Origin of the sequence: Exiguobacterium sp. LL15, from assembly GCF_024436095.1 — a bacterium.
GTDB classification, from domain to species: Bacteria; Bacillota; Bacilli; order Exiguobacteriales; family Exiguobacteriaceae; genus Exiguobacterium_A; species Exiguobacterium_A indicum.
This window is the reverse complement of the sequence record NZ_JANFNX010000002.1, coordinates 67670-82869: the sequence shown is the minus strand read 5'-3', so window position 1 is coordinate 82869 and position 15200 is coordinate 67670. Positions and strand designations below refer to the sequence as shown.

Here is a 15200-nt window from a genome sequence, read left to right as displayed (position 1 = left end):
TGAGCTATGATCCTGCCGTCTCTTCGCACAGGATCATAGCTCATTCGGTCAAGCTTCGCGTTTCAAGCTGCCTGCTTTACTTCTTGTTTTCGCATAGGTGACGAGCAACAACGTTCCAATGACACCGACCGTCAAGATGTTCGATGTCGCAGCGACAGCCCCTTGGACGAAGACTTTGTTCGCTGGCTCCGTGTAAATTAAGATATCGAGTACCGGTGCAATGATGATCCAACCGATCGCTTGCACGATGGCTTGTGTGACATTGAATAAGACGATTTTACGTGTCGTCAATCCGCCTTCTTCTAGACGAATCCGGTTAGCGATCAATCCGATGCCAAAACCGACGAACCCGGATACGATGACCCAGCTCCACCACGGGGACCCATATAAAATCGCATCTTTTAATCCATGACCGATCAGACCGATCAAACCGGCTGTGACTGGTCCGAACAAAACTGCCATGAATGCGAGAAATGCATAGGATGTCTCAATTGACGTGTTCGGTACGCCTGTCGGAATCACAGCGAATCGACTTAAAATGATGAATACTGCTGCTCCGATCCCGGTTGCGACGATCTGTTTTGTCGTAAATCCTTTCATGTTCGATCTCCTCCTTTAATATGTTGTACGTTAACACTCCAATCATTTCCGATTCCAACCTCAAATGCATGCGCAAACGAACCTTGATTCAAGGCAAGAGCAATCTGATCCAGCGAGTTGATGTAGACGACGCCTGAACCAACCGGCACATCGGCGAACGAATGACCAAAGAGCAGTGTTTGTTCGTAAACAATCCGTTCTCGGTACGAAATCGTTACCTTGACGTGGCTACCGATGTCGAGACCCGCCTGACGGACGAGAGCGACCGGAATATTCGTCCAGACATTTCCGAAGCGAACATCGAGAATCTCGACGATACCGGTAACACCGGTATCTGACGACGAGGCAAGTGTCCGGTCGAGCAAGACGATGTCCGAAGCAGGTAAAACGGGTCCTACTTCCTCGAAGGTGATGACATGGCTCGATAACCGAGCACCCGTGAAGGCAAAGATATCTCGTCCGTGAAACGTATACGATTCACCCATTCGAGGTAAGCGATGCCGTCGATCATCGAGTTGCCTCACTTCAGCAATGTATCCGGCTTGCCAAAGATGCGTCAACGTTCCGTTATCTGGTGTGATGATGTATTGATTCGCATGCGTCCGCGCGACGACACTCTTTCGACTCGATCCGACACCTGGATCAACGACAGAAACGAACACCGTTTGCTCCGTCCAGTACGGTACCGTCTGCAGTAAACGATAGGACGCTTCCCAAATGTGGAAGGGCGGAATGTCGTGCGTCAAATCAAAAATCCGAATCTCTGGATTGATGCTATGCGCAACCCCATACATCGCACTCACTGCCCCGTCACTCACGCCAAAGTCTGATTGCAATACCAATGCTTCTGCCATCTCGTCATCCTCCTCCTGCGCGGACGTCCCCACAAAAAAGACACCACGCCCTTATCTCTCAGGACGTGATGTCTGTTCACGTGGTACCACCTTCGTTCATAGCTCAACTCACGTTCAGCCACCTCTAGGAGTACGAGACCCCCTGGAATGCTAACGGTATCCGTCCTACCGGTCGGTTCTACTAATGAACACGGTTCACGTTCTTCCGACTGCTCCGGGACCATCTTCAAATGACGAAATCGTCTCATTTCCAGCAACAGAGACTCTCTATCGATTTCTGATCACTTTACTCTTCCCGTCTACGCATGCAGATTTAGTTGTCTGAAAATTTAAATTAATAGTACAACCGTTTCATTCCTGACGCAAGGTTTTTTACTCAGAAATTTTTAAATTCGTCGTCCGGATCGTTCCCCATGGTGACACATCCGCACGGACTTCCAGTGCTTTTGCTTTTTCATATTGTTTTCCGCTTCCCTGTTCGACATAATACTGCGTCAATTGTGGAATCGACACGTACTGGTCATAATAGTCGCCGGCGACACTTCCAAAGAATCGTTCATTCGAAATCCGGTCGATTTGAGCATAACCAGAAGCATCTGTCTTGAAGCTGACATAAACACGCCCATTTTGAATCGTCGGACCTGGTTTTAAATCCGGATACTGAAGCATCACATATTCACCGTAAACGGGATCAAACGGATCAAACGGTTCTGCCCGAAAACGGTACGATGTTCCGAACCAGGAGGTTGCAAAAAAGCTGACAATCAACAGACCGACGACGCACGTCTGCAATACGGGCATGAGATAGCGTTTCATGACGCCACACCTCCTCTACGGCGTAACCACCATAAGATACCGGATAATAGGAAGATGAGTAGCGCACCGATGAGGAAAAATAAGGACATGTTCAACCGATCCCACGCATAGATGACGTATATCGCGATTTGAACGAGAATGAAATAGAGAAAGGCTGGCCAGACGATTGCATGACGGCGTTCTTGATACAACAAATAGACTAGCGCCGATATTTCAAAAAGGATGGCGAGTAGAATTGCCTGTTCATCGAGCCACAGGACTCCGACGAATCCAAGCGGAACGATAAACAATAAGGAGCGACGTTTTTGATAGAGGAAAATTCCTAATCCGATGGATACGATAGCTAACAGAATCGCTTCTGTCATAGATGGTAATGCGGCATTTGATTCCGCACGTACAGACAGATAGACGATCGAACTGATGGCAGCAACGACCAGATAGACCATTTCGACGATCCGACGATTGGACTTCTCACGAACAAGCCAGAGAACTGGAACGAGTAAAAATAGCGTCCAGACCGGCCACAGGAATCCGTCATATGATACAAGGAGAAACAAGGAGAGACCACTGAAGAAGAGAAACAGCCAGCTAAACAAAAGCGATGGCAGACGTTGGCTGAAGTAAAACCAACTGAACGACAGCACGACCATCAGACCGAACGATATCCAGTCGAGATAACTCGCCTGTTCTTGACCAAAACCACCGAGACTCGTGAAGATCGTCCATCCGGAAAGGAAGGCGACGACACCGTATGTTTCATGACGCCAAAGCACATAATGCGCTAACGCGGCGACAAACACACACCATCCGAGTAATGATCCTTCCATCGGCAAGTGGAAACTTTGAACAACGACGAGAATCGAGGCGCCAAACGCTAGGATTCCACCGATTCGGAAGACAATCGGATGCAACATACTCCGACGTTCCGAAAGATCCGCCATGACGTAACAGCTCCACATGAGTGCTACGACAAGTCCGATTTTCCATCCGACCGGCATGACTTGCCAGTTAGCGGCTAAAAAGCTGAACACAGCCAATACGACGAACGTACCCCCTACAATCAACAAGAGCGGTAGACGTTGCTTTTCCTTACGATTGTTCTCATAATCGACGATTCGTTTGACGGTTGCTTCGTCCAAAAGCCCCGCTTCACTCCACTCTCTCATCTTGCGTAACTGCTTCATCGCACCCACCTCCTTCGAAGTGTTTAGATATTTATTAAATTCCCGATTTAGTACCATCTCAAGCCCGGATTCACAAGGATTCCAAGCTATTTGTTCAGTTCGTCACAGAATGGTGACAGACGAAAAAAGCAAGGAAGACTAGCTTCCTTGCTTTGTATAATCGATGGCTTAAACACGGAAACGGGCAACGAGCACCTGTAATTCTTCCGCCATATCGGATAATGCTTTGGCTGATTGCGAAATCTCTTCCATCGCACTCAACTGTTCTTCCGTCGTCGCTGCGACTTGTTTCGACGCCGATGAATTCTCTTGCGCGATATGTGCGATTTCGGTTGCAGAGGCAGAAACCTCTTGAACGTTCGCTGCGATTTCCTCGACAGTTGCCGTCACATCTTCGATTCGCGGTGTCATCTCTTGCGTCCGTTCGAGAATCTTCTGGAATCGTTCTGCTGATGCTTCTGTCGTCGATAAACCGGCTTTCGTCTGTCCCGATACTTCTTTCATCATCGTGACTGACTGATCTGTCTCCTGCTTGATGTTTTGAATCAGTTGCGCAATCTGCTTCGTTGAATCCTGTGACTGCTCTGCTAGTTTACGCACTTCACTTGCGACGACGGCGAACCCTTTTCCGTTTTCGCCTGCCCGTGCTGCTTCAATCGCCGCGTTCAGTGCTAACAAGTTCGTTTGTTCGGCAATGCCATTGATGACATCGACGATTTTTCCGATCTCATTTGAACGATGTGCGAGTGAACTGATGACACCACCAAAGTTTTGAACAGAGGCATCGATTTCTTTCATCTGCTGGACGTTCTGCAGTACAGCAACTGTTCCGTTCTCAGCTTCTGTAGCCGTTGAACGTGATAGCTCTGAGACGTCCGTTGAGCTCTCAGCAATTCGCATGATGCCAGCTGTAATCGACTGGAGCGAGACGGCGTTCGCATCGAGTTGACGCTTCGATTGATCCGCTCCTGCTGCGACCTGTTGAATCGATCCCGCGATTTGTTCCGATGCGGACGTCGTCTGAGCAGAGTTCGCCATTAATTCCTGTGACGAACCGGCCACTTGTGTGATTGACTGATCGAGATTGATGATGATTGAACGGAGTGAGTCGACCATGACGTTAAAGCTTTGTGCGACCTGTCCAACTTCATCGTTTGATTCAACGATGACAGGTTCCGTCAAATCACCAGATTGAATCCGTTCTGCTCCACGTGTCAAATGACCGAGTGGGCGAAGAATCGAGCGAAGGATGAAGTAGATGAAGACGGCTGCGACGAGTAACATTCCGCCGATGACTGCGAGCGTTGTCCACAGAATACTCGACGTCGCATCGGTGATTTCATGATCGTACAGGGTTCCGGCAACCTTCCACTTCGTTAAATCGTTCGTCATGAAGTCCATCTGTTTACCTTCATTTTCGAATTCATACGAAAATTGTCCGGCTGGGTCATCGTAGAGTGGCGCAACCCAGTTCCCTGTTGCCTTTTCACCTGGTTTTAGCGTCGGGTGCGTAACGAACTTCTTATTCGAATCGAGAATCGTCACATAACCCTCTTTACCAATTTTAATCTTTTTCGCGATTTCCGCGATGCGGTCGACATCGACATCAATCGCCACGACACCTCTTCCGTTTCCGGTCGTTTGTGACAATGTCACCATCATCTTGTTCGAGGCAGCATCGACGTATGGATCGGTGATGACGACTTTTCCACCGGCTGCTTCAGCCGATTGGTACCACGAGCGCTCACGTGGGTCATAATCCTCGGGCATGACTTGTTCCGGGAAAATGTTCATATCCCCTTCTGTCGTCGCGAAATAGATGTTCGCCGCTTGCGGATGCATGTCGAGATATTCCGTCATTTTTTCCTTCAACGCTGCATTTTGTTTTCCTTTTTGATAGAGCGTCCCGTCAATTCGGTCCGCAAAAAAGGCGACATCGCGTCGCATCGGATCAATGATATTCTGAATCTCATCGTTCATTCGATCGACTCCACCATGTGCCGATTGTAGAATTTGCTCCGTCATTGTTTGTTTCGCCTGATTGTAGGCAACAAATCCGATCACGAGCGCTGGGATTACTAATAGGAGAATCGATGTCAGAATTAATTTTTGTTTGATACTCATCGTTCGTTTGATCTTTTGTTCCATGTGTCACTCCATTCTCGAGTGCAAGGACTCGCTATTCTACCTTCTTTATCGGAAGAATAACGAAAAATGTTCATAGAGAAATCGATAATCGTTCATTGATTCACATGAAAAAAAGACGACTCTCATGGAGTCGTCTTCCTTGGTAACGCTTCCTCTTATGCTTCTTGATCGCCCTTCCAGTTCATCATGCCGCCTTCGACGTTGACGATGTCGTATCCATATTGCTCGAGGAAACGACCGACGTTTTCGCTTCGCGCGCCCGCTTTACAGATTAAGTAGTAGGTTTCACCTTCTTGCAGCTCCGTATAGCGTTCACCGATTTCAGACATCGGAAGGAAGCGGACGTTCGGAATATGTCCTGCATCGTATTCATCCTGCTCCCGGACGTCAACGACGTGTAACGCCTCGCCTGCCTCTAATCGCTCTTGTAACTCGTCTACATGAATCGTTTTCATTTCGTATGACCTCCTGTATGGTTCTGCCGTAAGTGTAGCAAATTCATCATCAAAACAAAACGAAACCGTTTGATACGAAGTGATGAAAAGGCGGACCCGTTTGCGGATCCGCCCATCTCATTATTCTCCTGATGCTCGACGCGTCGATTGACGTGTCTCCTTATGCATTCCCCGTGCATAATAGACGGCAATCAAAATCGCGTACCACAGTGGTCCAACGACCAGAGCGATCCGTGTACTTGCGTCAAATGCCATCAAGACGATGACACCAGCAAGTGCCGCAAGGGCGATATAGTTGGCAACCGGGAAGAACGGAACAGCAAATTCTGCTGAACCATGTACCTTCCGCGCCCGCATTTGTGCGATCAGAATCATTGCCCACGTCCAGACGGCACCGAACGTTGCGATACTCGTAACGATTGCAAAAACATCTTCCGGTAAGAAGTAGTTCAAAGCGACACCGACGAGCAACGCGACACCTGAAAGAATCGTCGCTAGAGCCGGTACACCGTTTTTCGAGATTTTCGAGAAACGACGTGGCGCTTCACTGTTCTCGGATAAGTTCATCATCATCCGGGCTGTTGAGAAGATACCCGAGTTACATGACGAGAGTGCTGCCGTTAAGACAACAAAGTTGATGATGCCGGCTGCTGACTCAATACCGAGCGATTGAAATAGTAATACGAACGGACTACTATTGTTCGCACCGACTTGATCCCACGGATAAATCGATAAAATGACGAAGAGCGCTCCGATATAGAATACTAAGATCCGAAGGAAGACGTTATTGACGGCTTTTCGAATCGTTTTCTTCGGATTCTTCGCTTCCCCTGCTGTGACCCCAATCACTTCAATTCCTAAGAACGCAAACATGACCATCTGCATGGCAAGAAGTACTCCACCGAATCCGTTCGGTAAGAATCCACCATGTGACCACAGGTTCGAAATCCCAACCGGTGTGCCGCCGTTTCCAAGACCAATGACAATCGTCAAGGTCCCTAAGATGATCATGGCGACGATCGCGACGATTTTAATCAACGCAAACCAAAATTCGAATTCACCATAAAATTTAACAGCAATGAAGTTGATGCTTGTCATCAAGACAAGTGCTGCCAGTGCCCATACCCACCCCTGAGAATCCGGGAACCATACTTTCATGTAAATACCGACTGCTGTGATTTCCGCCATACACGTAAAAATCCAGAGTAACCAATAATTCCAACCTGTTAAAAAGCCAGCTAATGGACTGACATACTTCCGGGCATACTCCGCAAAACTACCAGCCACCGGCTCCCGCACTGCAAGCTCCCCAAGTGCTCGCATGATAATGAAAATGATGACACCACCAATCAGATAACCAAGTAAGATCCCTGGTCCTGCTAATTGGATCGCTTTTGCTGACCCTAGGAAGAGTCCGACACCGATTGCCGCCCCCAGCGACATCAGTGTAATATGACGTTCTTCCAGTCCCCGATTCAACTCTGTCTGTTGTTTCATTTTTACGACGTCCTTCCCGTCTCTGTTTGTTTCTTAGCAGTTCCCCGTACCGCTACGTTGTCAGTATAAAGAAGATGTGTCGATTTTGTAAACGTTTTCAATGTATATTTCTTACCAAATCCACATACTCGGAATATTCTGATTACGTTAGCAGTATAAAAAAGGAACCACCTGCTACTATGTAGTATACAGGATGGCTCCTTTCGGAAAGTTACAATTGTTATTCAACTTTAGCAAGTGGTACATCCGGTGACTCCGACTTACTCGTCAATCGGAAGATTCCATTTAGCAATAATGCCGTTAGTGACCCTGCGACGATCGGGCTATCCGTCAAGACACGGATTTGTGACGGGAGACCGGCTACGATCTCAGGATTCATACTGATTCCTAGACCAATTCCGAGGGCAAGTGCCACCGTGATGACGTGTTCATTCTTCGAGAAATCGACCCGCGACAGAATACGAATCCCGCTCGCTGCGACCGTTCCGAACATGATCAACATCGCCCCACCTAGGACAGGTTTTGGAATCAACGTCGTGAACGTCGCCACTTTTGGTAAGAAGCCGAGCAAGATTAAAAATCCGCCCGCAAATAAAATGACTTTACGTGTCTTCACGCCAGTCAACTGAACTAGACCGACGTTTTGGCTATAGGTCGTATACGGGAAACTATTAAAGATACCGCCAACGATCGTCGCGACACCCTCTGCCCGGTAGCCACGTGCTAGGTCTTTATCCGTCAAACGGCGATCCGTGATCTCACCAAGTGTCAAGAACACACCTGTCGATTCGACCATCGAGACGAGACCAACCAGCGTCATCGTCAAGATCGCCGTCGCATTGAATGTCGGAACACCGAAGTAGAATGGCGTCACCATTTGGAACCATGACGCTTCCGCCACCGGACTGAAGTCGATCATCCCCATGCCAAACGCAACCAGTGTACTGATCATCACAGCAATCAAGACGGCTGCTGCTTTTGAAAAGACCGTGCCGTAGCGATTCAAGATTAAAATCAAGACGATCGTTAGTCCGGCGAGTCCAAGATAACGTGCGTCACCAAAGTCCTTCACCCCTTGTCCGCCCCCGATATCGTTGATTGCAGCCGGAATCAAGGAAATCCCAATGATCGTCACGACAGAACCAAGGACGACTGGCGGGAACAGGACTGCAATCTTACTAAACCAGCCTGAGATGACGAGAATGATCAACCCACTCGCAATTAAAGCACCATAAATCGCCGTAATCCCTTGAAGACTACCGATCGCGATCATCGGACCGACTGCGGTGAAGGTACAACCGAGGACGACAGGAAGACCGACGCCTGTATATTTCGTGACGAGCACTTGTAGTAAGGTCGCTACGCCACACATGAAGAGATCAATCGCCACTAAATAAGCAAGTTCTTCTCCCGACAATCCGATCGCACTCCCGACGATCAGCGGAACTACAGCTGCTCCTGTGTACATCGCGAGCACATGCTGAAGTCCGAGACTAGCGGCTTTGAAGTTCGATAGTCTCATACGGTCACCGAGTCAACGAACGTCGCTTTTCCATCCTTCAACGACTCCACGCGTGCGAGTGACTCGACGCGGAACCCGGCTTCGATTAACTTTTGACGTCCCGGTTGGAACGACTTTTCAATGACGATTCCAAAACCAGCAACTTCCGCACCTGCTTGCTCAACGAGGCGAGCAAGACCAAATGCTGCTTCCCCGTTCGCGAGGAAATCGTCGATGATCAGAACTCGTTCACCCGGTTGTAGGTATTTTTCCGCAACCGTAATCGTACTCGTTTGTTGCTTCGTAAACGAGAAGACTTCAGCTGAAATCGTTCCTTCATTCAAGGTGACGGATTTCGTCTTACGGGCATAGACCATTGGTACCCCTAAACGGAGCGCCGTCATCATTGCCGGGGCAATACCACCTGCTTCGATCGTCAAAATCCGCGTGATACCGGCATCTTGGAAGCGATCCATGAACTCATAGGCGATTTCCCACATCAAGGTCGGATCGACCTGATGGTTTAAAAAGGCATCCACTTTCAATACTTGATCCGATAATACGATTCCCTCTTGATTAATCATGTCGTGTAGACGTTTCATACATGCATTCTCCTCTTTAAAAACGAAAAAACGTACAGCCGCTACCCGGGGGCAGCCACTGTACGCCAAAAAAGAGAGCAGTAACTCACCACCCGTAGTCGGACCGTTACGGCGATCCGGTAGAGACTCGTGGGCCAATTCCCACTATTATACGAGCGTTGCTATACGTTTACGTTTCGTGATTTTCGTGATGTGTACCATTGTACGGGGTTTAGCGAAAAAGTAAAGACTTTTTCACACCGTGCTTAGGCTTGGCGTTCTTCGACTGCTTGCGCTGCCGTGATGATCGCGAGTTTGTAGACATCCTCTTCGTTACAACCGCGTGAAAGATCGTTGACCGGTTTGTTCAACCCTTGAAGGATCGGACCGATTGCTTCGAATCCACCAAGACGTTGTGCGATTTTGTAGCCAATGTTTCCAGCTTCAAGACTTGGGAAGATGAAGACGTTCGCTTGACCTGCGACATCTGATTCTGGTGCTTTTGATTTCGCGACGCTTGGAACGAATGCTGCATCGAATTGGAGTTCGCCATCGATTGCAAGCTCTGGTGCACGTTCTTTAGCAATGCGTGTTGCTTCAACGACACGCTCTGTCTCTGGTGATTTTGCTGAACCTTTTGTCGAGAAGCTGAGCAATGCTACTTTCGGATCGATACCGAATGTTTTTGCTGTTTTCGCAGATGCGATTGCGTTTTCTGCTAGGTCGTTCGCATCTGGTGCGATGTTGATCGCGCAGTCTGCGAAGACGTATTGCTCATCGTCACGTACCATGATGAAGACGCCTGATGTTTTTTTATATCCTTCTTGCATTTTGATGATTTGAAGTGCTGGACGAACCGTATCACCTGTTGCGTGCATGGCACCCGATACAAGACCTTCTGCTTGCCCTGTGTGAACGAGCATCGTACCGAACGTGTTCACGTCTTTTAAGATGACAGCACGTGCTTGCTCTTCTGTTGCTTTCCCTTTACGACGCTCAACGAACGATGCGACGAGCTCATCGATTCCAGCGTAAGAAGCAGGATCAATCGTATCAAGTCCCGTGACATCGATTCCGTTCGCTGCTGCTGTTTCTTCGATTTGTACACGTGGTCCGATGACGACCGGTGTGACGAGACCGTCTTTCTTCAAACGGACAGCTGCGCCAAGAACACGCGCGTCAATTCCTTCTGGGAATACGATTTTCGGTTGGTGCGCTTTAATCTTTTGTTCTAACATATCGAATAGTTGCATGAGTTTCTCTCCTTTTTAGGTAAACACGACGTCGTCGATTTGATCCATTTTCTTTTCCATCGTTTATTATACACAGTTCTCAATCGTTGTTAAAACAATTTGCAAAAAAGTTATCTAACAAAAGCACTGAAGCCATATTCACTGACTATTACAGTCATTTTCAAGAATGGTACAGAGACTATTTCCAAGCAACGTAATCTCCACTTCCCCTTTTACCCACTCTCTGCTTTTTTCATGTGTTACGATCTCATGGACAAAGACCTTTTCGGGCGAAGCGTTTCAGTAGAATGTGATAAGATAGGATATGGAAAAAGACAATTTATTTCAGACTCAGGAGGTCATCCCATGCAACACCAAACATCTGAACCGACTGCTACGCAACAAGCCGCTGAAACACTCGACGGCTGGTATACATTACATGATTTCCGCCGGATCGATTGGTCACGCTTGAAACAAGTCGACGCGACAGACCGCGCGCGCATGATTGAAGAATTCCAAGCTTTCCTCTCAGAGCTTTCTGGTGTCGAAGCGGCAAAAGACGGAAGCCACGCACTTTACACGATCATCGGTCAAAAAGCCGATCTCGTCTTGATGGTTCTTCGTCCAACGATGGAACAAATCCAAGACGTCGAAGTCAAAATGCAAAAACTTGATCTCTATGATTACTTGATCCCGACGTATTCTTACGTTTCTGTCGTCGAACTCGGTACGTACCGTGGTTCAGGCGAAGGAAACCCATACGAGAACCCTTACGTGCGTGATCGTCTCTATCCAATCTTGCCGCAAGCGAAGCACATCTGCTTCTACCCGATGAGCAAGTCGCGTCGCGATGGCGACAACTGGTACACGCTCTCAATGGAGAAACGTAAAGAGCTCATGTATCGTCATGGTATGATTGGTCGGAGTTATGCTGGGAAAATTCAGCAAATCATCGGTGGATCAACTGGATTTGACGATTGGGAATGGGGCGTCACGCTCTTCTCAGACGACATTCTTCAGTTCAAGAAAATCGTCTATGAAATGCGTTTTGACGAAGTCAGCGCGAAGTACGGTGAGTTTGGTGAGTTCTTCATCGGGAACCGTCTCGAAAGTGAACAATTAAATACTCATTTTGCACTTTAATGTGTTGAATGACGTTTGATTGAAATATCTCATGGGAATATACTCCTTGCGGCTACAAAACAGGCTATAAAATAGTAGGTTGATTACGTAAGGAGGAATTACCATGGGGAATGCTATGAACCGATCGACACGATCGCGTGAATTGCAATTCGCTGTGCTTTCAAAAGAGCTGAAACCGGTTGCAGATCGCGTACTGGATCGCTATGAGCAAGCATTATCGAAGCTAAACAAAACTCAAACGACAAAACGATGAATTCGTTTTGATACCTACGCCTACTCCATCGCGAGTAGGCGTTTTTCATACAAAAAAAGACCGTTCTTCTTCATGACGGAAGAAAAACGGTCAATCCTCATAATCCTTTGTAGGCACCAATTGCGACAAAGATCCATGCTGCGATGAACAAGACGCCACCGATCGGTGTGATAGCACCCAGTTTTGTTACGTTCGTCAATGCCATGACGTACAGACTACCGGAGAAGAAGACGATTCCGGCGAGCATCAGCCATGCAGCTAATGACCATTGTGGAATCGATGCTTTTAATAAGAGTCCCCCGAGTGCTAGAATACCGAGCGAGTGTACCATCTGGTAAAGAACGCCTGTCTGCCAGTTCGCGAGCATCCGTTCCGTCAACATATCTTTTAAGGCGTGTGCACCGAATGCACCTAGTGCGACCGATAACATCATCGAGATCGCGCCAATCATAATGAACACTTTCATGCTTATTCTCCCCCTAACCGTCGTGCTGGTAAATTCCATTCATAATAATACGATAGCATACGTAAAACAGTGATGAGTCCGAGCAATGTGAACAAATGTAGAGGATTCGTCAATTGGAAACGATCAATCACAAGTGCTGCCATGACGGCCCACATCGCATAAATCTCTTTATGCAAGACGAGCGGTTTCCGACCAGCGAGTAAATCGCGAATCACTCCACCACCAACACCAGTCAGTACAGCAGCCGAAATCGTTGCTGACAATGGCAGTCCTTTTGCTGTCGCCATCAAAGCACCTTGAATCGCAAACGCAGACAATCCGAGCGCATCCGCAAGGACGCCCCAACGTGTCCAGTGCGGCAAGAACAACTGGGGTAACATGAAGATCAACAACGCAACGAGAATCGCGACTAAAAAGAGACCACCTTGCGACCAGAGAGCGGATACCGGTACACCAATCAGTAAATTACGAATGGCACCACCACCGAATGCTGTGATCAAAGCAAGTAACCAGACACCGAATAAATCATATTTTTCTTCCATCGCAACGATTGCTCCACTCATCGCAAAAGCGACCGTGCCGATGATATTCAATAAGTCCCAGGACATGCGCACATTTCACCTTTCTACAAAGAAATTCCAATACTTACTATACTCTCTTTTTAGTTTCCGTAAAGCATTAATTTTCTGTCACCGTTTCGACCGTTTGCGAGTGACGTTTTTAGGTAAAGTAACCTATACTGAAACAAACTGTACAGGAAGCTAGGTGACCGTATGAAACGTTGGGCGCTTTATCGCATCATCGTCATCGTGACGATGTTCGCACGTTACATCTTTACGATCTATCGATTCACCCGGAAAAACCGGCCAGGTACGAACAACGAAGAGTTTGAGCGCATCATGATCCGGATTGCGCGTGACTATAAGAAAAAAGCATTACGGTTAGAAGGACTATTGATCAAGCTCGGTCAGTTCTTATCGATTCGAGCTGATCTGTTTCCGCCATCCGTTTTGATGGAACTGACCGAACTGGTCGATAAAGTTCCTTCAAGTAAACTTGGAGAGTCACGTAAGATCATCGAAGAGGATTGGGGTATGCCGATCGAAGAGATCATCTCGGATATCAGTTCCCGTCCTGTCGCTTCTGCCTCGATTGGTGAGGTGTACAGCGGAACCTTAAAATCAAATGGTAAAAAAGTTGCGATCAAAGTTCAGCGACCGAACATCGAACAAATCATCAAAACCGATTTCCGTGCCATGCGCATCGTCATTGCCATGTTACGCCGGACTTCATTAAACAAATCGACTGATTTACAAAGTCTGTATCGCCAAATGGTCTTCGTCATCGGTGATGAATTGAATTACCGAACTGAATTAAAAAACGGTCTCTACTTTAAAAAAATGTATGAGACGAATCCTGTCATCTATATTCCGAGTTATTATGAAGAACATTGTACGAATCGTGTGCTCGTCATGGAATGGATTGACGGGACACGTATCACCGATCTCGATTATTTAGCGGAACATCAGATTGATCGTGACGAACTAGCGCGTAATCTCTTCTTGAACGCTGGTGAGCAATTACTGTTCGGCGGGAAATTTCACGCCGACCCACACCCGGGCAACGTCCTCGTCCAGTCCGACGGCAAAATCGTCTTGCTTGATTTTGGGATGATTGGAGCGACGACGCCTGATGACATGCGAGCGATTCAACGAATCCTCCAATCCTTCGTCACATTAGATTATGATGCGATCGTCGATGGTCTCGAAGATTTACGATTCCTGTTGCCGAATGCGAATAAGCAAAATATCCGACAAGCAATTGAAAAAGCGGTCACGTTCTATCTCGAGAGTGATATGGAAAACGTCGACACGAAACTGATTGAGAAAGTCTTGTCCGATATCGAATTGCTCGTCCGAAACGAACCGATCCAGCTCCCTGCCGAGTTTGCGTTCTTCGGTCGTGCTGCCTCGACGATTCTTGGGATTCTTCAGATTCTTTCACCGCAAATCAACCTACTCGAGTTAGCCAAACCAATGGTTCGGCGTTGGCTCGATGATGAAGGAAAAAACCAAAATCGTTATCTTCAAATCGCTGGATCGTACGGTGCGCGATTGCTCGCCTTCCCGCGTCTTGTCAACGACGCTCTCAGCGAACCGACGCGTTGGCGGATCATGGAGCAACAAAAGTTCTCTCGTGTCGCGAACATCGAGTCACTCAAAATCCGACAGTGGACGAGTTCACTCGTCGGAATCATCAGTCTTCCCTTTAGCTATCTCGGCTATTATTTTACGCAGTACGACGTCATGGGCATTTCCTTGACGATCGCCGTCATCGCTTTATGGAATGGTCGACGGATCGGACGACAAATTGTCCGGATCGCCGATGAACCGTTCCGTTAAATAGAACGACAATATGCGTCCACTTCGGTGGACGTTTTTTTATTTCAGAATAATTCCTCTTCGCGCTT

Annotated in this window: 15 protein-coding genes and 1 riboswitch; of the genes, 3 read left to right on the top strand and 12 right to left on the bottom strand. The window is 47.7% G+C overall.

The genetic code is table 11. The annotated features are described in order from the left end of the window. Positions 1–48: 48 nt before the first annotated feature. The 10 genes from NOM72_RS11805 to pta all read right to left on the bottom strand — a co-directional run bounded on the left by NOM72_RS11805 (position 49) and on the right by pta (position 10889). Entirely contained in the window at positions 49–600 is a 552-nt protein-coding gene (locus tag NOM72_RS11805; RefSeq protein ID WP_023466768.1) for an ECF-type riboflavin transporter substrate-binding protein, read from the bottom strand. Continuing rightward, positions 597–1454: an SAM hydrolase/SAM-dependent halogenase family protein gene (locus NOM72_RS11800; RefSeq protein WP_029343188.1), complete on the bottom strand. Its 858-nt coding sequence runs from the start codon at positions 1452–1454 to the stop codon at positions 597–599. The genes NOM72_RS11805 and NOM72_RS11800 overlap by 4 nt, the downstream gene beginning before the upstream one ends. Before the next feature lie 372 nt (positions 1455–1826). Next, complete coding sequence (locus NOM72_RS11795) at positions 1827–2270, bottom strand: GDYXXLXY domain-containing protein (protein ID WP_023466766.1); 444 nt, start codon at positions 2268–2270, stop codon at positions 1827–1829. Next, positions 2267–3454, bottom strand: coding sequence for a DUF2157 domain-containing protein (locus NOM72_RS11790; protein WP_255999221.1), 1188 nt, complete (start codon positions 3452–3454; stop codon positions 2267–2269). Before NOM72_RS11790 ends, NOM72_RS11795 begins: the two co-directional genes overlap by 4 nt. A gap of 168 nt (positions 3455–3622) precedes the next feature. Beyond that, positions 3623–5602, bottom strand: a complete 1980-nt coding sequence (locus tag NOM72_RS11785) for a methyl-accepting chemotaxis protein (protein WP_023466764.1) — start codon at positions 5600–5602, stop codon at positions 3623–3625. A gap of 155 nt (positions 5603–5757) precedes the next feature. Then, a complete protein-coding gene (locus tag NOM72_RS11780) occupies positions 5758–6057 on the bottom strand; it encodes a rhodanese-like domain-containing protein (protein ID WP_023466762.1) in 300 nt (99 codons plus the stop codon). 120 nt (positions 6058–6177) lie between these two features. Continuing rightward, a complete protein-coding gene (locus NOM72_RS11775) occupies positions 6178–7554 on the bottom strand; it encodes an amino acid permease (protein ID WP_058714056.1) in 1377 nt (458 codons plus the stop codon). Positions 7555–7774: 220 nt separating this feature from the next. Further along, positions 7775–9076 carry a nucleobase:cation symporter-2 family protein gene (locus NOM72_RS11770; protein WP_035399197.1) on the bottom strand — a complete coding sequence of 434 codons (1302 nt, stop codon included), beginning with the start codon at positions 9074–9076 and terminating at the stop codon, positions 7775–7777. After that, positions 9073–9657 carry a xanthine phosphoribosyltransferase gene (locus NOM72_RS11765; protein WP_023466757.1) on the bottom strand — a complete coding sequence of 195 codons (585 nt, stop codon included), beginning with the start codon at positions 9655–9657 and terminating at the stop codon, positions 9073–9075. The genes NOM72_RS11770 and NOM72_RS11765 overlap by 4 nt, the downstream gene beginning before the upstream one ends. A 75-nt stretch (positions 9658–9732) precedes the next feature. Then, positions 9733–9832: riboswitch (purine riboswitch) on the bottom strand. Positions 9833–9902: 70 nt separating this feature from the next. Beyond that, on the bottom strand, positions 9903–10889 hold the full coding sequence (gene pta, locus NOM72_RS11760; RefSeq protein WP_035399200.1) for a phosphate acetyltransferase: 987 nt from the start codon (positions 10887–10889) through the stop codon (positions 9903–9905). Positions 10890–11234: 345 nt separating this feature from the next. Here pta and hemQ point away from each other — a divergent pair, with 345 nt between their 5' ends. Both hemQ and NOM72_RS11750 read left to right on the top strand, forming a co-directional pair. After that, positions 11235–12011 (top strand): hydrogen peroxide-dependent heme synthase, encoded by a 777-nt coding sequence (hemQ, locus tag NOM72_RS11755; protein WP_023466755.1) that lies wholly within the window; start codon positions 11235–11237, stop codon positions 12009–12011. A 103-nt stretch (positions 12012–12114) separates the two neighbouring features. Further along, the gene (locus NOM72_RS11750) at positions 12115–12264 is read left to right on the top strand and encodes a hypothetical protein (protein ID WP_023466754.1); all 150 of its coding nucleotides are present in this window, start codon (positions 12115–12117) and stop codon (positions 12262–12264) included. A gap of 97 nt (positions 12265–12361) precedes the next feature. On the opposite strand, the gene NOM72_RS11745 is transcribed toward NOM72_RS11750, so the two are convergent. Both NOM72_RS11745 and NOM72_RS11740 read right to left on the bottom strand, forming a co-directional pair. After that, positions 12362–12730 (bottom strand): DUF423 domain-containing protein, encoded by a 369-nt coding sequence (locus NOM72_RS11745; protein ID WP_023466753.1) that lies wholly within the window; start codon positions 12728–12730, stop codon positions 12362–12364. A 2-nt stretch (positions 12731–12732) separates the two neighbouring features. Next, on the bottom strand, positions 12733–13338 hold the full coding sequence (locus tag NOM72_RS11740; RefSeq protein WP_023466752.1) for a trimeric intracellular cation channel family protein: 606 nt from the start codon (positions 13336–13338) through the stop codon (positions 12733–12735). A gap of 165 nt (positions 13339–13503) precedes the next feature. On the opposite strand from NOM72_RS11740, the gene NOM72_RS11735 reads away from it, so the two are divergent. Next, positions 13504–15132 (top strand): ABC1 kinase family protein, encoded by a 1629-nt coding sequence (locus NOM72_RS11735; protein WP_255999220.1) that lies wholly within the window; start codon positions 13504–13506, stop codon positions 15130–15132. The last annotated feature ends 68 nt before the right edge of the window (positions 15133–15200 follow it).